At 67.5% G+C, this 19,546-nt stretch carries 27 protein-coding genes and 1 tRNA gene; 19 read left to right on the forward strand and 9 right to left on the reverse strand.

Annotation, left to right across the window (positions count from 1 at the left end):
* The first annotated feature begins 77 nt into the window (after positions 1 to 77).
* Both ykgO and U1703_RS07965 read left to right on the forward strand, forming a co-directional pair.
* A complete protein-coding gene (gene ykgO / locus U1703_RS07960; RefSeq protein WP_003046794.1) occupies positions 78 to 203 on the forward strand; it encodes a type B 50S ribosomal protein L36 in 126 nt (41 codons plus the stop codon).
* 9 nt (positions 204 to 212) lie between these two features.
* Positions 213 to 872: an HAD family hydrolase gene (locus tag U1703_RS07965; protein WP_332785264.1), complete on the forward strand. Its 660-nt coding sequence runs from the start codon at positions 213 to 215 to the stop codon at positions 870 to 872.
* An 80-nt stretch (positions 873 to 952) separates the two neighbouring features.
* Here the strand turns inward: U1703_RS07965 and U1703_RS07970 are convergent, their stop codons facing one another.
* A complete protein-coding gene (locus U1703_RS07970; protein ID WP_332785265.1) occupies positions 953 to 1,555 on the reverse strand; it encodes a L,D-transpeptidase family protein in 603 nt (200 codons plus the stop codon).
* A 197-nt stretch (positions 1,556 to 1,752) separates the two neighbouring features.
* On the opposite strand from U1703_RS07970, the gene U1703_RS07975 reads away from it, so the two are divergent.
* The 11 genes from U1703_RS07975 (at position 1,753) to U1703_RS08025 (ending at position 8,882) form a co-directional block, all read left to right on the forward strand.
* Positions 1,753 to 2,472 (forward strand): murein L,D-transpeptidase catalytic domain family protein, encoded by a 720-nt coding sequence (locus U1703_RS07975; protein WP_320451426.1) that lies wholly within the window; start codon positions 1,753 to 1,755, stop codon positions 2,470 to 2,472.
* 183 nt (positions 2,473 to 2,655) lie between these two features.
* Positions 2,656 to 3,318, forward strand: coding sequence for an ATP phosphoribosyltransferase (hisG, locus tag U1703_RS07980; protein ID WP_320451425.1), 663 nt, complete (start codon positions 2,656 to 2,658; stop codon positions 3,316 to 3,318).
* Positions 3,315 to 4,610: a histidinol dehydrogenase gene (hisD, locus tag U1703_RS07985; protein ID WP_332785266.1), complete on the forward strand. Its 1,296-nt coding sequence runs from the start codon at positions 3,315 to 3,317 to the stop codon at positions 4,608 to 4,610. Before hisG ends, hisD begins: the two co-directional genes overlap by 4 nt.
* Positions 4,610 to 5,023 carry an aminoglycoside 6'-N-acetyltransferase gene (gene aac(6'), locus U1703_RS07990; protein ID WP_443025780.1) on the forward strand — a complete coding sequence of 138 codons (414 nt, stop codon included), beginning with the start codon at positions 4,610 to 4,612 and terminating at the stop codon, positions 5,021 to 5,023. Before hisD ends, aac(6') begins: the two co-directional genes overlap by 1 nt.
* 176 nt (positions 5,024 to 5,199) lie before the next feature.
* Complete coding sequence (gene nusB / locus U1703_RS07995; protein WP_307102290.1) at positions 5,200 to 5,655, forward strand: transcription antitermination factor NusB; 456 nt, start codon at positions 5,200 to 5,202, stop codon at positions 5,653 to 5,655.
* A gap of 16 nt (positions 5,656 to 5,671) precedes the next feature.
* Entirely contained in the window at positions 5,672 to 6,577 is a 906-nt protein-coding gene (gene thiL, locus U1703_RS08000; RefSeq protein WP_332785268.1) for a thiamine-phosphate kinase, read from the forward strand.
* Between the two features lie 288 nt (positions 6,578 to 6,865).
* Positions 6,866 to 7,084 (forward strand): translation initiation factor IF-1, encoded by a 219-nt coding sequence (infA, locus tag U1703_RS08005; RefSeq protein ID WP_007403889.1) that lies wholly within the window; start codon positions 6,866 to 6,868, stop codon positions 7,082 to 7,084.
* 14 nt (positions 7,085 to 7,098) lie between these two features.
* Positions 7,099 to 7,668 carry a Maf family protein gene (locus tag U1703_RS08010; RefSeq protein ID WP_332785269.1) on the forward strand — a complete coding sequence of 190 codons (570 nt, stop codon included), beginning with the start codon at positions 7,099 to 7,101 and terminating at the stop codon, positions 7,666 to 7,668.
* Positions 7,661 to 8,611 (forward strand): Rne/Rng family ribonuclease, encoded by a 951-nt coding sequence (locus tag U1703_RS08015; protein ID WP_332785270.1) that lies wholly within the window; start codon positions 7,661 to 7,663, stop codon positions 8,609 to 8,611. The genes U1703_RS08010 and U1703_RS08015 overlap by 8 nt, the downstream gene beginning before the upstream one ends.
* On the forward strand, positions 8,608 to 8,775 hold the full coding sequence (locus U1703_RS08020) for a DNA gyrase inhibitor YacG (RefSeq protein WP_219018900.1): 168 nt from the start codon (positions 8,608 to 8,610) through the stop codon (positions 8,773 to 8,775). The genes U1703_RS08015 and U1703_RS08020 overlap by 4 nt, the downstream gene beginning before the upstream one ends.
* A 31-nt stretch (positions 8,776 to 8,806) precedes the next feature.
* Positions 8,807 to 8,882 (forward strand) — tRNA-Phe (locus tag U1703_RS08025).
* Between the two features lie 280 nt (positions 8,883 to 9,162).
* On the opposite strand, the gene U1703_RS08030 is transcribed toward U1703_RS08025, so the two are convergent.
* Both U1703_RS08030 and U1703_RS08035 read right to left on the reverse strand, forming a co-directional pair.
* Positions 9,163 to 9,504: a putative quinol monooxygenase gene (locus U1703_RS08030; protein WP_332785271.1), complete on the reverse strand. Its 342-nt coding sequence runs from the start codon at positions 9,502 to 9,504 to the stop codon at positions 9,163 to 9,165.
* Between the two features lie 206 nt (positions 9,505 to 9,710).
* Positions 9,711 to 9,893, reverse strand: coding sequence for a hypothetical protein (locus U1703_RS08035; protein ID WP_320451354.1), 183 nt, complete (start codon positions 9,891 to 9,893; stop codon positions 9,711 to 9,713).
* A 120-nt stretch (positions 9,894 to 10,013) separates the two neighbouring features.
* Between U1703_RS08035 and U1703_RS08040 the strand changes: the two genes are divergently transcribed.
* Positions 10,014 to 10,295 carry a DUF427 domain-containing protein gene (locus tag U1703_RS08040; protein WP_332785272.1) on the forward strand — a complete coding sequence of 94 codons (282 nt, stop codon included), beginning with the start codon at positions 10,014 to 10,016 and terminating at the stop codon, positions 10,293 to 10,295.
* A gap of 250 nt (positions 10,296 to 10,545) precedes the next feature.
* Here the strand turns inward: U1703_RS08040 and U1703_RS08045 are convergent, their stop codons facing one another.
* The 4 genes from U1703_RS08045 to U1703_RS08060 are packed head-to-tail and all read right to left on the reverse strand — an operon-like array spanning position 10,546 to position 12,873.
* Entirely contained in the window at positions 10,546 to 11,445 is a 900-nt protein-coding gene (locus U1703_RS08045) for a pirin family protein (RefSeq protein WP_332785273.1), read from the reverse strand.
* Complete coding sequence (locus U1703_RS08050) at positions 11,438 to 11,884, reverse strand: NUDIX hydrolase (RefSeq protein WP_332785274.1); 447 nt, start codon at positions 11,882 to 11,884, stop codon at positions 11,438 to 11,440. The genes U1703_RS08045 and U1703_RS08050 overlap by 8 nt, the downstream gene beginning before the upstream one ends.
* Entirely contained in the window at positions 11,881 to 12,573 is a 693-nt protein-coding gene (locus U1703_RS08055; protein ID WP_332785275.1) for a glutathione S-transferase, read from the reverse strand. Before U1703_RS08055 ends, U1703_RS08050 begins: the two co-directional genes overlap by 4 nt.
* 3 nt (positions 12,574 to 12,576) lie before the next feature.
* Positions 12,577 to 12,873 carry a BolA family protein gene (locus U1703_RS08060; RefSeq protein ID WP_332785276.1) on the reverse strand — a complete coding sequence of 99 codons (297 nt, stop codon included), beginning with the start codon at positions 12,871 to 12,873 and terminating at the stop codon, positions 12,577 to 12,579.
* A gap of 40 nt (positions 12,874 to 12,913) precedes the next feature.
* Between U1703_RS08060 and U1703_RS08065 the strand changes: the two genes are divergently transcribed.
* Positions 12,914 to 13,528, forward strand: coding sequence for a J domain-containing protein (locus U1703_RS08065; RefSeq protein WP_332785277.1), 615 nt, complete (start codon positions 12,914 to 12,916; stop codon positions 13,526 to 13,528).
* A 132-nt stretch (positions 13,529 to 13,660) separates the two neighbouring features.
* Here U1703_RS08065 and U1703_RS08070 read toward each other — a convergent pair whose 3' ends face one another.
* On the reverse strand, positions 13,661 to 14,425 hold the full coding sequence (locus U1703_RS08070; RefSeq protein ID WP_332785278.1) for a VOC family protein: 765 nt from the start codon (positions 14,423 to 14,425) through the stop codon (positions 13,661 to 13,663).
* A gap of 194 nt (positions 14,426 to 14,619) precedes the next feature.
* Here U1703_RS08070 and cobS point away from each other — a divergent pair, with 194 nt between their 5' ends.
* The 4 genes from cobS to U1703_RS08090 all read left to right on the forward strand — a co-directional run bounded on the left by cobS (position 14,620) and on the right by U1703_RS08090 (position 19,142).
* Complete coding sequence (gene cobS / locus U1703_RS08075) at positions 14,620 to 15,624, forward strand: cobaltochelatase subunit CobS (protein ID WP_332785279.1); 1,005 nt, start codon at positions 14,620 to 14,622, stop codon at positions 15,622 to 15,624.
* A gap of 5 nt (positions 15,625 to 15,629) precedes the next feature.
* Complete coding sequence (gene cobT, locus U1703_RS08080; protein ID WP_332785280.1) at positions 15,630 to 17,453, forward strand: cobaltochelatase subunit CobT; 1,824 nt, start codon at positions 15,630 to 15,632, stop codon at positions 17,451 to 17,453.
* Complete coding sequence (locus U1703_RS08085; RefSeq protein ID WP_320451344.1) at positions 17,450 to 17,695, forward strand: ribbon-helix-helix domain-containing protein; 246 nt, start codon at positions 17,450 to 17,452, stop codon at positions 17,693 to 17,695. Before cobT ends, U1703_RS08085 begins: the two co-directional genes overlap by 4 nt.
* 433 nt (positions 17,696 to 18,128) lie before the next feature.
* A complete protein-coding gene (locus U1703_RS08090) occupies positions 18,129 to 19,142 on the forward strand; it encodes a PepSY-associated TM helix domain-containing protein (RefSeq protein WP_332785281.1) in 1,014 nt (337 codons plus the stop codon).
* Here U1703_RS08090 and U1703_RS08095 read toward each other — a convergent pair.
* A complete protein-coding gene (locus U1703_RS08095; RefSeq protein ID WP_320451342.1) occupies positions 19,123 to 19,479 on the reverse strand; it encodes a GntR family transcriptional regulator in 357 nt (118 codons plus the stop codon). The genes U1703_RS08090 and U1703_RS08095 overlap by 20 nt on opposite strands.
* Positions 19,480 to 19,546 lie beyond the last annotated feature (67 nt).

Raw genomic sequence — 19,546 nt, forward strand, 5'->3', positions numbered from 1 at the left:
CCTTGACTTGGAGCCGCGTTGCCACTAGGCGGCGACGCTTTCCAGATCACCCTCCAGTTCAAAGAAGCGAATCGATCATGAAGATCCGCAATTCCCTGAAGTCGCTCAAGGATCGTCACCGGGACAACCGCGTGATCCGCCGTCGCGGCCGCACCTATGTCATCAACAAGACCAACCGTCGTTTCAAGGCACGCCAGGGCTAATCAGCCTTGATGCCGATCGAATCGAGCGGGACGAGCACCCTGCCCGGCTTGGCGACCGATCGGCCGACCGCCGTCATCTTCGACGTCGGTCGCGTCCTGTACGACTGGGATCCCCGGATCCTGTATCGGCGCCTGATCACTGACGATCGGGCGCTCGATGCATTTCTGCGTGATGTCGTCACCACCGAGTGGCATTTCCAGCATGATGCGGGCCGCGACTTCGCCGACACCTCGGCGGAGCTTGTCGCGCTGTACCCACAGCATCGCGAACTGATCGCCGCCTGGGGCCCGCGCTTCGGGGAGAGCATCGGCGATCCGATTGCCGGAATGCACGAACTGGTCGCCGAACTCGATTCGGCGGGCGTGCCGCTATTTGCGATCACGAACTTCAGCCACGAATTCTGGCCGCCCTTTCGGGCGCGCGAATCGGCGTTGTTCGATCGCTTCCGCGACATCGTGGTGTCGGGTGACGAAAAGCTGGTGAAGCCCGACCCCGCCATCTACCACCTCGCGCTCGCCCGGTTCGGGCTTGAGCCGGGGCAGGCGGTGTTCATCGACGACAACCGCGCCAATATCGATTCGGCGGCGGCACTGGGTATCCATGCCTTGCACTTCACCGACGAGGCGACGCTTCGGCCGCAACTACGGGCACTGGGGCTGGTGGCGTAGGGCTTCGTCCGCTCAGGCTGAACGAAGCTCGCTACCTAACCCCGTTCACGCCGAGCGAAATCGAAGCGCATGGGGATCGCTCACCGCGACAACGATGCCAGTTGCGCCTGATTCGCCTGGCTGGCCTCGGTTTCCATCAGTGCCGGGTCGAAATGATCGCCGACCATCTGGTCGGTGACGACCACCGTGGTGCCGACCGACGTCACCGAAAACAGCTTCTTGGCGAAGGCCGTTGGCAGACGGATGCACCCATGCGAATCGGGAAAACCCGGATTGTTGCCGGCATGCAGCGCCACGCCGTCCCAGGTCAGCCGCTGCATGAAGGGCATGGGCGCGGAATTGTACAGGTTGCTGCGATGCATCTCGCGCTTCTGCAGGATGGGGAAGACGCCGACGGGCGTGTCCTTGCCATCCTTGCCGGTCGACACCGAGGCGGCGGCGATCAGCGAATCGCCACGATAGACATAGGCCCGCTGCATCGGGATGCTGACGACCACCGTCACCGGCTGTGCGATCGGATCGACCGCTGTGGCCTGCGTATCGGACCAGACGAATCGGTTGGGGGCCAGTGCGGCGGCGGCCTGCGCGACCGCAACGGTTCCGGGGCCCTCCTCGGCCAGCGCCGGGGCAACATAACCGAGGGTCGTCGCGCCCAACAGGGCGGCAAAAGCAAGTGCCTTCATATCCCTAATCCTTGGCGAGTTCATAAAATCTTAAACCCGTCAAGCGACTATTGGTGCCAATCTAAAATTTTTCCGTGCGAGCGGAACTTACGCCGAGTCGATGGAACGAAGCGATCAACGGATCGCCCCATGGGCAGAAAAATGGCCTGTTCTTTGCTACATAGGGTTTGCGGGAATTCTGGGGTTGAAGGACCAAAATGCACGATAATCTGGACGCGGCGCCGGGTCGGCGCGCGCTGTTGAAGAACGCGCTGGTGCTCGCCGGGGCATTGGCGGTGCCGGGGGCAGCGAGTGCCCGGGGGCGGCTGACAGCAAACGACCTGCGCCCGGTGCGACAGCCACCGCTGCCGACGCGCCCGACCATGGCCTCGCCCATCCCGGCGCAGCCCATCCTGGCCTCGTCGCGCGTCGTGCGTCCGGAGCTGCTGCGTCAGGCGATGGCCTCGCTCCAGCGGCACGGATCGCGGGTCCAGCGGCGCGATCGCATGGCGATCGTCGATTTCGCGGTCGGCTCGTCCGAACCGCGCCTTCACCTGGTCGATCTGGTCAGCGGCCGCAGCACCTCGCTACTGGTTTCGCATGGCAGCGGTTCGGACCCGTCGCACAGCGGCTATCTCCAGCGCTTCTCGAACGCCTTCAATTCGAATGCGAGCAGCGAGGGTGCCTTCATGACCGACGATTATTATGTCGGCAAGCATGGCCGATCGCAGCGTCTGATCGGGCTGGACCCGACCAACGACAACGCGCTGGGCCGCGCGATCGTGATCCACTCGGCCTGGTACGCCAATCGCGACATGATCCGCACCCACGGGATGCTGGGCCGCAGCCAGGGCTGCTTTGCAGTCGGCGAGAACGAGCTGGACCGGGTGTTCGCGAACCTGGGCCCCGGCCGGATGATCTACGCCGCCAAGGTGTGATTTTGCAAATTCCTCCCCTGCAAGGGGAGGGGGACCAGCGAAGCTGGTGGAGGGGTGTCCCGCTCTCGATAGGGCGACACCCCTCCGTCATCGCCAAAGCGATGCCACCTCCCCTTGCAGGGGAGGAATTACGCCACGCCGACATTGCGATCCCATACCGGGACCGGTAAGCCCCCGATCCTCATGGTCCAGCCGCTTATCATCGCCGTCCCCAAGGGACGCATCCTGGCCGAGGCGCTGCCGTTGCTCGCCGCCGCCGGCATCCGGCCCGAACCGGCCTTCACCGACAAGAACAGCCGCGCGCTGCGCTTCGCCACCGATGTCCCCGGCATCGAGCTGATCCGCGTCCGCGCCTTCGACGTCGCCACCTTCGTCGCGCATGGCGCGGCGCAGCTCGGCATCGTCGGCTCCGACGTGCTGTCGGAGTTCGGCTATTCCGAGCTGTACGCACCCGTCGACCTGAAGATCGGCCATTGCCGCATCTCGGTGGCCGAGCCCGCCGCGATGGCGGAAAGCGACGATCCGCGCGGGTGGAGCCATGTCCGCGTCGCGACCAAATATCCGCATATCACCAGCCGCCACTTCGCACGCCGCGGCGTGCAGGCCGAGTGCGTCAAGCTGAACGGCGCGATGGAGTTGGCCCCGACGCTGGGCCTGGCGCCACGCATCGTCGACCTGGTGTCGTCGGGCCGCACGCTGAAGGAAAACGGACTGGTCGAGGTCGAGGTGATCGAGGAGGTCACGTCGCGCCTGGTCGTCAACCGCGCCGCGATGAAGACGAGGGGCCAGGTCGTGCCGCTGGTCGAGGCGTTCCGCCGTGCCGTCGCCGAGAAGGAAGCCGCATGATCCGCCTCGACACCCGCGATGCCGGCTTCGCCGCCGCGTTCGACGAGCTGGTCGATGCCCGGCGCGAAAGCGATGCCGATGTCGCGCGCGACGTACAGGTCATCCTGCGCGCGGTCCGCGACGATGGCGAGGCGGCGGTCGCGGCCTTCACCAGGCAATTCGACGGCCATGACCTGGCTGAGACGGGCTGGCGGATCGAACCGGCCGACTGTCGTGCGGCCTATGAGGCGCTGGAGCCCGAGCTGCGCCACGCGCTCGACCTCGCCGCCGCGCGCATCCGCGCCTATCACGAAAAGCAGAAGCCGACCGACACCGACTATGTCGATGCGCAGGGCGTGCGCCTGGGCGCGCGCTGGACGGCGGTGGATGCGGCCGGGATCTATGTCCCCGGCGGGCGGGCGGCCTATCCCTCCTCGCTGCTGATGAACGCGATTCCGGCCAAGGTGGCGGGGGTCGAGCGGCTGGTGATGGTCACCCCGACGCCGAAGGGCGAGATCAATCATCTGGTCCTCGCCGCCGCGCATCTGGCGGGCGTGGACGAGGTCTGGCGGGTCGGCGGTGCGCAGGCCGTGGGCGCGCTGGCCTACGGCGCCGGGCGCATCCAGCGGGTCGATGTCGTCACCGGCCCCGGCAATGCCTGGGTCGCGGAGGCCAAGCGCCAGGTCTACGGCATGGTCGGCATCGACATGGTGGCGGGCCCGTCCGAGATCGTCGTCGTCGCCGACGGCCGGAACGATCCCGACTGGATCGCCGCCGACCTGCTGAGCCAGGCCGAGCACGACACCGTCACCCAGTCGATCCTGTTCACCGACGATGCCGACTTCGCGACCCGCGTGGCCGAAGCCGTCGACCGCCAGATTCCCGAACTGGCGACCGCCAGCGTCGCGCGCACCGCCTGGGATGCGAATGGCGCGATCATCGTGGTCGATTCGCTGGAGGCCGCGATGCCGCTGGTCGACCGGCTCGCGCCCGAGCATCTCGAACTGGCAGTGGACGATCCGCAGGCCCTGTTCGACCGGCTGCGCCATGCGGGCTCGGTGTTCCTGGGCCGCCATACCCCCGAAGCGATCGGCGATTATGTCGCCGGGCCGAACCATGTCCTGCCCACGGGGCGCCGCGCGCGCTTCGCCAGCGGGCTGTCGGTGCTCGACTTCATGAAGCGGACCAGCTTCCTGGGCCTGACCGAGACCGCGCTGGCCGAGCTCGGCCCCGCGACGGTGGCGCTCGCCCATGCCGAAGGGCTTCCGGCGCATGCCAAGTCGGTGGCGCTGCGGCTGCGGCTCAACCGGTGATCGTCGCGCCCGCCGCGCCGGAGCATCGGGAAGGATGGCTGGCGTTGCGGGCGGCGCTCTGGGGCGAGGAGGCGGGCGATCCCGCGGATTTGCCCGAGGGCGACGGCAATTTCGTCGCGCTGCTGGACGGCCGGGTGATCGGCTTTGCCGAGGCGGCGGTGCGGCGCGATTACGTCAATGGCTGCGACGGCTCGCCGGTGCTGTTTCTCGAAGGGCTGTATGTCGATCCGGGCCATCGCCGCCAAGGGGTGGCCGGGGCGCTGGTCGCGGCGGTGGCGGATTGGGGCCGGGCGCAGGACTGTGCCGAGTTTGCGTCAGACGCCGAGCTGGCCAATACCGACTCGCATGCGATGCACCGCGCGCTGGGGTTCGTCGAGACCGAGCGGGTGGTGTATTTCCGCCGGGAATTGTGAGGGTTTCGGCCCTTGGCCTTCGACTTCGCTCAGGCTGAACGGAGGGTGGGAAACGGGGCTGGACACCAAACCCCGTTCAGCCTGAGCGAAGTCGAAGGCCCCGTCCCGCACCACGTCCCACCCAGCCTCTCCCAAAATACGTGACGAATTGGCGACAGCCCGGTAAAGGCCCGCCAATGACTCGTCCCACCGCCCGTACCCAGGCGCGCGCCGCCGCGCGCCTTGCCGCCGTTCAGGCGCTTTACCAGCATGACATGGAACAGACGCCGCTGGCCACGCTGCTCCACGAATTCCACAATCACCGCATCGGCGCGACGATCGAGGATGTCGAATATGCCGATGCCGACATCGATTTCTTCGACGACATCGTGAAGGGCGTGCATGCCCGCTTGGGCGAGATCGACCGGGCGATCGAGGACAAGCTGGCCAAGGGCTGGTCGCTGAACCGGCTCGACAAGCCGATGAAGGCGATCCTGCGCGCCGGCACCTATGAACTGCTCGCGCGGCACGACGTGCCGGTCGGCGCGGTCATCAGCGAATATGTCGATGTCGCCCACGCCTTCTACGAAAAGCGCGAGTCGGGCTTCGTGAACGGCCTGCTCGACGCGATCGCCAAGGTCGCGCGGGCCTGACGCCGCCGCCGCCCCGATGACCGAGGCGGAGTTTATCGCCGCGTTGCGCCGGATGCCGCTGCATCCCGGTGCGCGCGGGCTGGTCGACGACAGCGCGGTGCTGACCGCCGCGCCGCTTGTCGTCACCACCGATACGCTGGTCGAGGGGGTGCATTTCCTGCCGCACGACCCACCCGCCGATGTCGCGTGGAAACTGGTCGCGACCAACCTGTCCGATCTTGCCGCCAAGGGCGCGCTGGTCGAGGGGGTGATGCTCAACTATCCGCTGGGCGATACCGCCTGGGACCGCGCCTTTCTGGATGGGCTGGCCACGGTGCTCACGCGCTTCCATGCCCGGCTGATCGGCGGCGATACCGTATCGCGGCGCGGTGCCCGCACCCTGACGCTGACCGCCTTTGGTCGTGACGCCCCCGCCCCGTCGCGCGATGGTGCCAGGGCGGGCGACGCATTGTGGGTCACCGGGACGATCGGCGATGCGGGGCTGGGTCTGGCGATCGCGCAGGGGGGCCATGGCCCGGTCGCGCTGCGCGATGCCTATCGTCGCCCCTTTCCCCGCCTGACCGAGGGCCGCGCGCTCGGCCCGCTCGTCCACGCGATGATGGACGTGTCGGACGGATTGCTGATCGACGCCGGACGGATGGCGCGGGCGAGCGGGCTGGCGGTGACGATCACGCTCGATGCCATTCCGCTATCGGACGATGCGCGGGCGTTCGGCGGAACGGACCGTGCCGCCCGGCTGACCGCCGCGACCGCCGGGGACGATTACGAACTGCTCTTCGCTCTCCCCTCCGGGACCATGCCGCCGGTCGCCGCGACACAGGTCGGCCACTTTTCAGCCGGTGACGGCCTGACGCTGACCGACGCCGGGCAGCCGGTCGCGCTACCGGGGCGATGGGGATATGAACACCGTTCGGAGGGTTGAAACCCCGTTTCCTCCCGGTCCCGCCTTTTCCGCCTGCCCCACCGTCCGCTGATCAAAGCCTGGCGCCGGTAGCGCAAAGGGGTCCGCCAGAGCGATGGCCACACTCCTTCCCAGCGTCGCTGGTCCCCTTCCCCTTTTCAGGTTGGGAATCGGGAGGCCCTGCCTTGTCCCGGCCTATCAAGACGCCCATATCCGCAGTTGATTCGGCGCGCCTTTCCTTTTGAGCCCATTGCGGCTATGGCGGCGCCTCTTCGACATACCCTATAACACGACGAACCGAGGTATTTTTTGGCCAAGGAAGAACTGCTCGAGATGCGCGGCCGCGTGGTGGAACTGCTCCCCAATGCGATGTTCCGCGTCCAGCTCGAGAACGATCACGAGATCCTGGGACATACGGCAGGCAAGATGCGCAAGAACCGCATCCGCGTGCTGGTCGGCGACGAGGTGCTCGTCGAGCTGACGCCGTACGACCTGACCAAGGGCCGGATCACCTACCGCTTCAAGTGAGCGACCGGCCCCACATGCCGCTCGTCCTTGCATCGTCCTCCCCGCGCCGCCGCGATCTGCTGGCGCGGCTGGGAATCGTGCCCGACCGCGTCGCCTCGCCCGATATCGACGAAGCCCCCCGCCCCGCCGAGCTTCCCCGCGTCTACGCGCTGCGGCTGGCGGTGGAAAAGGCGCACGCGGTCGATCGTGCCGAAGGTGAGGTGGTCGTCGCGGGCGACACCACCATCGCGCTCGGCCGCCGGATCCTGCCCCCCGCCGACACGCAAGACGTCCAGCGCAAGCTGCTGCGCCTGATGTCCGGGCGGCGGCACCATGCGCTGTCCGCGGTGTGCGTGATCGACGCCACCGGCAAGACACGCACCCGACTGGCCGACACCATCGTCGCGTTCAAGCCGCTCTCCGAAGACGAGATCGATGCGTACATCGCGTGCGGCGAAGGACTGGGCAAGGCCGGGGGCTATGCCATCCAGGGCCGCGCCGAGGCCTTTGTGCGCTTCCTGCAAGGGTCGCATTCGGGCGTCATCGGCCTGCCCCTGTTCGAAACCCGTGCCCTGTTGAAAGCCGCCGGACTGCCGCTTGTCTGAATGGCTCTACGAGGCCGGGATCGGTGAGGCGCGCGCTGCGCTGGTCGCGGATGGCCGCATCGTCCAGGCGGCGATCGAGCTGACCGGCACACTGACCGTCGGCACGGTGGCCGAGGGGCGGCTGGTCGAATTGCTCCCCGGTCGGCAGGGCCGGGTGACGCTGGCGCAAGGCGGCGACGTACTGCTCGCGCCCGTGCCCAGGGGCATGACGCAAGGAGCCGCGCTGACCGTCATCGTCACGCGCGAAGCGATCCCCGAGCGCGGCCGGTCCAAGCTGCCCAAGGCGCAGGTCGCACCCGAAGAGGCCACGCCCACCCCCGGCCCCGATCTGCGCGCGCGAATCGCCGCTACGGGCCTTCCCGTGCGCGAAATTCTGCCACATCGGCCCGACGATCTGGAAGCGGCGGGCTGGTCCGAACTGCTCGACGAGGCCGTTACCGGTGAGATCGGATTCGGCGCGGGCGTGCTGCGCATGACGCCGACCCCGGCGATGACGCTGTTCGATGTCGACGGATCACCCCCGCACGAACCCCTGTCCATCGCCGCGGCGCGCGCGGTGGCGGAGAGCATCCTGCGCCACGGCATTGGCGGCTCGATCGGCATCGACTTCCCCACGCTGGAGGGCAAGGGCCCGCGCCAGGCGGTGGCGGAGGCGCTGGACGCCGCGCTGCCCCTCCCCTTCGAGCGGACGGCGGTCAACGGCTTCGGCTTCCTCCAGATCGTGCGCCCGCGCCCGCGCGCCTCGATTCCCGAACGGCTCGGCATCGACCCCATCGGTGCTCGCGCCCGCGCGCTGCTCCGCCAATGGGAGCGCGAGCCGCCCGGCCCCGCGCCGACCTACCGCGTGCCCGGTCCCGTTTACGATCGCCTGATGGCGCACCCCGACTGGCGCGAGGCGCTGGAGCGCCGCACCGGCCGCCCCCTGCAACTGGAACGCTCATGACCACCTGCCCGATCTGCGACAAGCCGACCGCCGCCGAACACGCCCCCTTCTGCTCACGCGGGTGCAAGGATCGCGACCTGCTGCAATGGCTGGGCGAAGGTTATCGCATTCCGGTCAAAGAAAATGACGAAGAGGGGCTGGACACCGGCGAAAGCCACCCGTAAAGGCACGCCTCCAATCGCAATCGCGGTTTGGGCCCAAGTAGCTCAGTTGGTAGAGCATGCGACTGAAAATCGCAGTGTCGGTGGTTCGATCCCGCCCTTGGGCACCATTTTCCTGACATCGATGACCCCGCCACCTCTTGTGGCGTAGATGTTCGCCAGTGGTGCGGACGCCGGTCTATACGGCTTTGTCAGGATGCGGACGACCGTTCCGCCAGTCTCCATGACATCGATACTATCGCATACGCGCCGCGCCGAACGGGACATGCGAAGCCGTAGCCGCACATGCCCCGGCCTATGCTGGAAACAGAACTGCCGGGCGATCGGCTGGATGACGATCGCGTCGAGCTTGTCCTGACACCGTGCCGCGATAGCGACCTTGGCGCCGCGCTATGCGAGCAGACGCGCGGGCTCGGCACCGATGCCGGTGATGGCGACGGGATCGAGGACGAAGGCCTCGCGCTCCGCAAGATCGCCGATCCGGGCAAGATAGTTCTGGAAATGCGGCGTTGCGCGGTGGGCGGCGATGGCATCCCCATCCACGTACAGTTCGTCTAGGATGAAACGGTCGGCGTTGCCCTGGTCCTGCCAGAGGTCGTAGCGCAGGTTGCCCGGTTCGGCGCGGCTGGGCTCGAGCATGGAGTCGAGCAGGGCGCGCAGCCGATCGGCGGTGCCCGCCCGAGCGGTCAGGACGGCAACGATCTTTACTGGAGCTTTCACAGGAACGGTCATGGCATCGGTCCTTGTCGATGGGGTGTTGAGGGTGGGACGCATCCTAAGCGCCTCACCCGTCATCCGGGTCCTCATGCGGTACGGCCGAGCGCCTCGGTCAGGGCATTGGCCAGGGCGCGATCCGATGCGGGATTCTGACTCGTGATCAGCTCGCGGTCGACCATGACGTTCGACGCAAAATTCGTGTCGGTACGCGACAGGCCCCGCTATAGCCGGATATTGCGGCGGCCCATTTCGGCCTGCGCCATCTCGTGCAACGGCGATGCTTCGCCCCCGGCAAAGATATCGGCCAGGTCGAGCAGGTCTTCGTTGCCCAGCGCGGCCACCGCCGCTTCGATCGCGGCAAGGCGATCGAGCGAACGCTGCTGGTCCGCCGCGAGGCGCTTCATTCGGGTTTTGAGCATGGACGGGGTGCTACCACGATCCGGGCGAAAACGATCCCTCATTCGACACCCGACTTGAAGATGACGCGCGCCGATCCGACGTGCTGCCCTTAGAGGAGAGATATCATGGTCGAGGCACGCTGGAACGGATCGGTCATCGCCCGGAGCGACGACACCGTGATCGTGGAGGGAAACCATTATTTCCCGGTCGAGACGGTCGATCCGTCGGTCCTGCGGCCCAGCGACACGACGTCGATCTGCCCGTGGAAGGGAACCGCGCATTACTATGGCCTGCACGTCGACGGCGCGGACAATCCCGATGCCGCCTGGTATTATCCCGATCCCAAGCCGAAGGCGGAGAATATCCGGGGCCGTATCGCCTTCTGGAAGGGCGTGCAGGTCAACTGACCGGGGCCACCATCCCACTCTTCTCCCCTCCCGCAAGCGGGAGGGGCCGGGGGAGGGCAAGGCGTCTCACCGAGACCGGACCTTAGGCCAATCGACATTCATTCCATTCCTCCCCTTGCAGGGGAGAAATGGATAAGGTGCGGCCTGAATGTCGACTGGTTCCAGTGGAAAATAGAAGGGTGGACGCGCCGAGCGCGCGCGAACTTGGCAGTTCGCTCACCCCGTCATCCAGGCAGCGACATCCCGACCATCACGGATAGCTGACGGTCTTCGGGATTTCCGGGATCTCGATCCGCTCGGCGGCGTCGCCCGGCACGGTCGGAAACTCGCGCGCCTTCCAGGCCCGCTTGGCCTCATCGATCCGATCGCGGCGCGACGAGACGAAATTCCACCACACGTGCCGCGGCGTCGTGAACGCATCGCCGCCGCACAGCATCACCCGCCCGCCCGATTCGGAGCGCAACGTCGCCGCGATCCCCGGCTTCAGGATGTAGAGCCGCTGCGGCTCCAGCGTCATGCCCTCCAGGCTCGCCTCGCCCAGCGCGCAATAGACGGCGCGCTCCTCGGCACTCGCGTCGATCGGAATGCTTCCGCCCGGCTCCAGCGCGATGTCGGCATAGATGGTGCCAGCATAGGTGGTGGTCGGCGCGCGCTGTCCCCACAATTCGCCCATGATGATCCGCGCGGTCGCGCCCTGCCCCTGAATTTCGGGCAGTGCGCTCGCCGGGACATGCTCGAAGGCCGGGTCCATTTCCTCCAGCGCCTCGGGAAGCGCCAGCCAGGTCTGGATACCCGAGAGCATCGGCCCCTGCGGCCGTGCGGCATCGGGCGAGCGTTCGGAATGGACGATGCCGTGCCCCGCCGTCATCAGGTTGACCGCCCCCGGCTCGATCACCAGGTCGCTGCCCAGCGAATCGCGGTGGCCGATCGCGCCGTCGAACAAATAGGTGACGGTCGCAAGGTTGATATGTGGATGCGGTCGCACATCGATGCCCGTGCCGGGCTGCAGCTGCGCCGGGCCCATCTGGTCGAAGAACAGGAAGGGGCCGACCATCGTCCGCTCCTTGTTGGGCAGCGTCCGGTGCACCTTGAACCCGCCCAGGTCGTGGGTGGAGGGTTGCAGGGTACGCAGCAGGAAATCGTCAAACATGTGTCGCCTCCGTGGCGTCGAGCAGCGCGATCAGGTCGGTCGGGAAATAGGGCTCGGCATGGACCGCCAGTTCGTCGCGGGTAAACCAGCGCCAGCTCTGCATGACCCGCTGCTCCAGCGCGGTATGGCCCGCGCCCGATACCTCATGCGCGTCGATATCGACGCGGAAATAGCGTTCGTCGGCCTCGACCTCGACACCCTCGATGGTGCGAAACTCGACCTGACGCCGGGCCACCTGCGGCCCGCAATCGCGGTCGAGCCCGGTTTCCTCCAGCAGTTCGCGACGCGCGGCGTCCTCGTAACTCTCGCCCGGATCGACCGCGCCGCCCGGCGTGCACCAGAAGGGCGGGCGGTCGTCCGGGGTGAAGCGGAACATCAGCGTCCGCCCGGCCGCATCGACCAGCAGGATACGCGCGGCGGGTCGGGGCAAGCGGGTCATGCGGCATCAAGCTCCGGGTAATGGCGGAAAATTCCGTCTTCGTTGAACGCCTGTCGCCGGTCGCTGTCCAGATAGGCGGCGATGCCGGGCAGGGTTTTCACGCGGTCGTGCAAGGCCATCAGCGCGGGATACCGACCCTCCACCGCCGCCATGCGCCGGGGAAACATGTAGCGCAGCCCCGCCACCAGCTGGAACAGCGAGGTGTCGACCGGCGACCAGCGCCCGCCCGCCATCCAGTCGCGGTCCTCCAGCGCGTCGTCGAAATAGCCGAGGAATTTCGGGATACGCTCGTCCCGGAACTGTGCGGCGGCGCGGGCGGCCTCGGCCTTCTGCTCGTGATAATAGGCGCCGGTCGCCACCGGATGGTGCACATTGTGCACCTCGGCCACCATGTCGCTGATCGTCAGTTGCAACTGGTGGAGCCAGACGCGCTCGGGCTGCGGGGCGAGATCGTGCCGCTCGGTCAGCCAGTGGAGGATGTTGGCGACCTGCGCGATCGCCTGTCCCCCGACCCGCAGATAGGGCGGCGCGAAAGGCGGACGTACGCCTTTTCGCATATCGACGAGCAGCGCCTCGGCCCCCTCCTCCACGCCCCGGTCGCGGTACGGCAGACCTGCGGCCTCCAGCGCCAGCCGGACGAACTCGCCGCGTCCCGGCAGGCCGGGCCAGTACCACAGGTCATAGGGCATGGATTATTCTCCGGGTGCCGTCGCGCTGATCGCCAGCGCATGGATACGCTCGGCCAACAAATCGGCGAGCGCGTGGTTCACCATGCGCTGGCGGGCGACACGCGACTGACCGGCGAATGCGGGTGATTCCACAACGACGCGGAAATGACTCTCGCCGGTGCCGTCATCGCCCAGATGGCCGCTGTGCATCGCGCTTTCGTTGATGACGTCAAGCCGGGTGGGCGACAGCGCCGCAGTCAGGCGAGCGGTGATCTGGTCGGCGATCGAAAGGGCGGGCGGAGCGGTGGTGATATCGGTCATGGCCCCTATATAGACGGTTTTTCGGGACAAGCGGATAGCAGTGACGCGTCGGTCGAGCAGCGATACCTCCAAATCAAAACCCGGTGCGCGTTTTCACGGCCGGGTCGAGAATAGCGACCGGGTGTGCGATCACGCCGGTTGCCAGGAAGCGGGCGAGTTCCGCGCGCCGCCGGCGGAGGGCACGCGCAGCGGCGACGGGCCGGGCCGGTTCCGCTGGTTCTGCCTGGACCATGTGCGGGCGTTCAACAGTCGCTACAACTTCTTCGACGGCATGAGCGCGGACGAAATCCATCGCGCGCAACGCCCCTATTCGGGCTGGGAGCGCGAGACGCGCGCCTTTGCACAGAACGGCACCGATCCGGGACCGCGCTGGGCCGATTTCTCCGATCCGCTCGACGCGATCGCCGCGCGCTATCGCCGTGAGGCCGCACCCGAGCGCTCGGACGGCAAGCCGCTGTCGGGGCAGGATCGCGAGAGCCTGAAGGTCCTGGGGCTGGAGGCGGATGCGGATCGCAGCGCGCTGCGGCGGCGGTATAGCGAGCTCGTCCGGCGTTATCATCCCGACCGCAACGGCGGCGACCGGAGCCATGAGGGGCGGTTGCAGAAGGTGATCGCGGCGTATCAGCAGCTCCGCCAGGCCCCGGCGTTCGCCTGATCCTCCCCGGCACGGGGAGGTGGCAGCGCGCAGCGCTGGCGGAGGGGGGCTTCCACGAAGGGACGTCCCATCTGGCGAGCCCCCTCCACCACCGCTGCGCGGCGGTCCCCCTCCCCGTGCCGGGGAGGATTGTCATTTCCGCCGCCCGACCAGCCCGAATCGCGCGCCCTGCGGATCGAGCGCCGACATCGAAAAGTCCCCGCCCGGTATCTCCACCGGCCCATATTCGATTGTCCCGCCCAGCTCGGTCACCCGCGCCGCCGCCGCATCGATATCCGCGACCGCGAAATAGAAGCGCCACCCCGGCGTCCCGCCCGGCGGGCAGCCCATCAGTGCCCCGAGCACCACCGGCCCATCGGCGATGAACCGATATTCGCCCAGCTCGCCCATCGGCATGCCGCCCTGATGGACCCAGCCGAAATGCCGCCCGAAAAAGGCGAGCGCGCGGTCGGGATCGCTGGAGATCCGTTCGTTCCAGACGACATGGCCGGTCGCCTCGCCGGTACCATGCTCGACAAAGGCGCGCGACGGCTGGTCGCTCTCGGCCGCCATCAGATAGAAGGGCGCGCCCAGCAGGTCGGTGACCAGCGCCATGCGCCCCACCCCCGCCATGGTCCAGGCGGGCATCAGCAGCTGACCACCATCCTCGACGATCGCCTCGACCGATTCGTCGACATCGACGACCGGGAGATAGCCGAGCCAGACCGGACCGCCCGGCGATCCCGGCGGACGCTGCATCACCCCGCCGATCGCCTCGCCCTCCGGCGTCGCCAGGATGCGATAGTCGATGCCGGATATGCCGCTGTCCCCGACCTGCCAGCCGATCAGCCGCGCATAGAAATCCTGCGCCGCGATCGCATCGTCGGTCAGCAGTTCGTACCAGATGAAATTCGCCATGACGCCCACCCCTTTTCGCGCCTGATCGTCACCCACGAACGGGTCTGCCGCCGCATCTGGTACCGACTCGAGGGTGAGGATGATCCCGAAAACCGCACCCCGCAATCGCGTCGCGATCGCTTTCGTGACGATCCTTGCCATTGAGTAGGGAGCCGCGCTTGGCCTAAGGCGTTTAGCGACGAGAAGAGGGCCTGATGACCGATATCCCGAATACGCTTCCCGACAGCCGCGATACGACGATTCTCGATGCGCCCGACAAGATGGTGTCGGTGCGCGACCTGTTCGGCATCGACACCGACATGGAGGTTCCGGCCTTTTCGGTATCGGACGAGCGCGTCCCCGATCTCGATCCCGCCTATGTGTTCGATCCCGACACGACGCTGGCGATCATTGCGGGCTTTGCGCACAATCGCCGCGTGATGGTGCAGGGCTATCACGGCACCGGCAAGTCGAGCCATATCGAACAGGTCGCCGCGCGCCTGAACTGGCCGTGCATCCGCATCAACCTGGACGCGCATATCAGCCGTATCGACCTGATCGGCCGCGACGCCATCGTCCTGAAGGACGGGCAGCAGGTGACCGAATTCCGCGAGGGCCTGCTCCCCTGGGCGCTTCAGACGCCGACCGCGCTCGTCTTCGACGAATATGATGCGGGCCGCCCCGACGTGATGTTCGTGATCCAGCGCGTGCTGGAGACGGAAGGCAAGTTGACCCTGCTCGACCAGAACCGCGTCATCCGTCCGAACAAGTGGTTCCGCCTGTTCGCCACCGCCAACACGGTCGGCCTGGGCGACACCAGCGGGCTGTACCATGGCACGCAGCAGATCAACCAGGGCCAGATGGACCGCTGGAACATCGTGGTCACGCTCAACTATCTGCCCGCCGCAACCGAGGCGCAGATCGTGCTCGCCAAGTCGGGCGAATATGACAAGCCCGACGGCAAGCAGCTGGTCGAGAATATGGTCCGCGTCGCCGACATGACCCGCAAGGGCTTCGTCAACGGCGACATCTCGACCGTGATGAGCCCACGCACGGTCATCACCTGGGCGCAGAACACGCTGATCTTCGGCGATCCGGGCTTCGCCTTCCGCCTGTCGTTCCTGAACAAGTGCGACGAGAACGAACGCGCACTGGTGGCGGAATATTATCAGCGCGTCTTCGGCAAGGACCTGCCCGAAAGCGTTGTCGGCCGGGCCTGATCTCCTTGGCGAACGAAACCCCTCTCGACCGGTTCAAGGCGGTCCTCGGCGGCACGGCACGCGCGCTCGCGCAGGAGCCGGAGGTCGAGCTTGCCTTCACCGCCGATGCGCCGACCTCCTCGGGCAAGCATATCCGCGTGCCGATGCCCGGCCGTGCGCTGCCGCCCGAACAGGTGGCGGAAGCGCGCGGCTTCGCCGACGCCTTCGCGCTCCGGCTGAAGCTGCACGACACCGCGCTCCACGCTCGTGCCGCCCCGGTCGAGGCGGTCGCGCGCGCGGTCTATGACGCGGTCGAGACGGCGCGGGTCGAGGCGCTGGGCGCGCGCGGTTATGCCGGGATCGGCGACAATCTTGCCCATGCGCTCGACGTCCGGCTGCGTTCCGACCCGCTGACGCGGGCGCGCAACCGCGACGAAGTACCGCTGTCGACGGCCCTGGGGCTACTTCTGCGCGAGCGGATGACGGGGCGCCCCTCCCCGGCCGAAACCGCGCCCGCGCTGGCGCTGGTCCGCGACTGGCTGGAAGGGGCGACCAATCTCGATGCGCTGGCGGGCGCGATGGACGACCAGAAGGCGTTCCAGACGCTCGCCGCCCGGATGCTTGCCGACCTCGAACTTGCCGAGCCCCCCGCCGAACCCGAACAGTCCGATGAAGGCGGCGACGACCAGGAAGGCGAGGATCAGCAGAACGAGGACGAGAGCGACGAGAATGACGACCAGCAGGGTCAGGGCGAAGGCGAGGTAGAGGCGCGCGCCGAGAAGCGCGACTCGGACAGCGAGGACGGCGAGTCCCAGGACCAGAGCCAGGAATCCTTCGACGATCTCGACGGCGAACCCGGCGAGGACGGCGATGAAGGCAGCCAGCCGACCCGCCCCAATCGCCCGATGAACGATCTGGCGTCGCAGTTCGACTACAAGCCCTGGACCACCCAATATGACGAGGTGGTCGCGGCCGGGGAGCTGTGCGACGCCGACGAGCTGGCACGGCTTCGCGGCTATCTCGACCAGCAGCTGGCGCATCTGCAATCGGCGGTGTCGAAGCTCGCCAACCGCCTGCAACGCCGGTTGATGGCGCAACAGTCGCGGTCCTGGGACTTCGACCAGGAAGAGGGGATTCTCGACGCGGCGCGCCTCGCCCGCGTGGTGGTCAATCCCGGCCAGTCGCTATCCTACAAGATCGAGCGCGACACCGATTTCCGCGATACCGTCGTCACGCTGTTGATCGACAATTCGGGGTCGATGCGCGGGCGGCCGATCGGCATCGCCGCCATCTCCGCCGATATTCTTGCCCGCACGCTGGAGCGGTGCGGGGTGAAGACCGAGATCCTCGGCTTCACCACCCGCGCGTGGAAGGGCGGGCAGAGCCGCGAGACGTGGCTGGCGGCCGGACGTCCGCCGCAGCCCGGGCGGCTGAACGACATCCGCCACATCGTCTACAAACAGGCCGACGAGCCGTGGCGGCGCGCGCGCAACAATCTGGGCCTGATGATGCGCGAGGGGCTGCTCAAGGAGAATATCGACGGCGAGGCGCTGATGTGGGCGCACAGCCGCCTGATCGCGCGGCCCGAGGAGCGGCGCATCCTGATGGTCATCTCCGACGGCGCGCCGGTCGATGATTCCACCCTGTCGGTCAATTCGGGCAGCTATCTGGAGCGGCACCTGCGCCAGGTGATCGGTTGGATCGAGGGCAAGAGCCCGGTCGAGCTGATCGCGATCGGCATCGGCCATGACGTGACCCGCTATTATGCGCGGGCCGTGACGATCATGGACGCCGAACAGCTGGGCGGCACGATCATCGAGCAGCTGGCCAGCCTCTTCGACACCGAATGAGCCGGATCGCCGCCCCGGCACACGGCTTTGTCGGGCCGGTGAAACGCTCGATCACCATTGCGGGGCACCAGACCTCGATCAGCCTGGAGCCGGTGTTCTGGACCGCGCTGGAGGAACAGGCGGTCGCCCATGGCCTGCCGCTTTCCGCGCTGGTGGCGGAAATCGACGCGTTGCGTATCGTAGCGGACGACCCGCCGAACCTGGCGAGTGCGATCCGGTCCTGGCTGTTCCTGCGACGCTGATGGGGTTCGCGCAGAGGCGCGGAGAACGCAGAGGGGGAGTGACGGACCAGAGCGTCCATTTCCTGAGCCCTTCTTCTCTGCGTCCTCCGCGCGAACCAAAAACCCTTCCCGCTTCCCACCCTCCGTTCCAGCTTGAGCATAGTGGAAGGCCAAAGGATGACCGTTGTCCTTGGGGCGAGGGCGGAACGTGGGCTTCGACTGCGCTCGGCCTGAACGGCTATAGGGTGCCCCCCACGCCAGCGCCTTGCCAGCTCCACCTTCTCTGCCCCTCTGCGCGAACGCCATCCCAACCACCGTTCAGCCTGAGCGAAGTCGAAGGCCAAGGAATGACCGCCGTCCCTGGGGCAAGGGCGGGGGGTGGGGATGGAGAAAGGCCGCGCATTGACGCCGCCGCTCGCCTACGGCAGGGCGCGCCGTCTGTTTCGGGGTTTGTGTGGCCGGGATTACCCTTCGCGATACGGGATTGCGGGTCCATCGCTGGCTGGGGCTGGCGGTCGGCCTGTTCGCCATGGCACTGGCGCTGTCGGGCACGATCCTGGCCTGCGCGCCGTTGATCGAGCGGATCGCGTCGCCCGCGCGCTATCGGATCAGCGGTGAGCAGCGCCTGCCCGCCGATCGCTATGCCGACGCCGCGCATCGTCGCCTGCGCCCGGGCGAACGGATCGCCGCCCTGTCGCTGGAGCAGGGATCGTCGCCGGTGGTGGTGACGCTCGACCGCCCCAGCGACCGGGCGCGCCGCCTGTTGTTCCTCGATCCGGCCACCGCCGGGATATTGGCCAGTGCCTGGCAGGGTGGCGGTGTGCTGGGCATGTTGCGACGCGGGCATGACGGGCTGTTCCTGTCGGGCGCGGGCCGCGCGATCGTCGGCGTGATCGGGATCGGTTTGATTGTCGTGACGCTGAGCGGGCTGTGGATGCTGTGGCGGCCCCAGCGCAAGGCGAAGCGACGCACCGACAGGGCACCGCGCTGGCACCGCACCGTCGGGCTATGGTCGACAGTCCCGGTGCTGGTGATGGCGGCAAGCGGCGTGGCGCTGGCCTTTTCGGGTGAGGTGGACAGCCGCGTGCCCGTCCTGCCGCTCCCCCGCCCGGCGCTGCCCGTGGAACGCGTCGTCGCCAGCGCCCGGCCGCTGGCCCATGGGACGCTTGGCATGATCGCCTGGCCGACCGAGCGCTCGCCCGACTGGACACTTTATTATGCGGGAAACACCATGAGCGTGGTGAAAGTCGCCGACGACAGCGCCGGTGCGGTGGCCGCGACCGGGCGTGCGGCACCGGTCATGCTGACCTGGGTCCAGCGGCTACATGACGGCCGTGGCATGAGCGGGACCTGGGGCTGGGTGTGGCGGACGCTGGCCGTTCTGACCGGACTGGCGGCCCTGTGGGTCGTGGCGACCGGACTGATCGCGGGTGCGATCCGCCCGAAGGTCAGACGCGCTCGACGCTGAGCAGGTCGGTCGCGTCCAGGCCGAGCAGGTCGATATGGTCGCGGATGCGCGGCCACTGCACCGACAGGAACGTCTGACGCTCGGCGGCGCGCAGGCGGTCGGCGGCGCCCGGCAGCACGAACATGCCGACCCCGCGCCGCACCTCGACATAGCCGTCGTCCTGAAAGCTCTGATACGCCTTGGCGACGGTCAGCGGGTTCGCCCCCTGCTCGGCGGCCAGCGCGCGCACCGAAGGAAGCTGGTCCCCCGTGCGATAAGTGCCGTTGAGGATACCTGCCGCGATCGTGCCGCGCAGGCGGATGTAAACCGGGCTGTCGTCGCCGCTAAGAGCTGTCATGCCGAGTTAATACAGCACGCGAGGGGCGGTGTCGAGGGCAAAGCCTGCGAACGTTTGCAATTCCGTC

This window comes from Sphingomonas flavida, from assembly GCF_036663655.1.
GTDB lineage: Bacteria > Pseudomonadota > Alphaproteobacteria > Sphingomonadales > Sphingomonadaceae > Sphingomonas.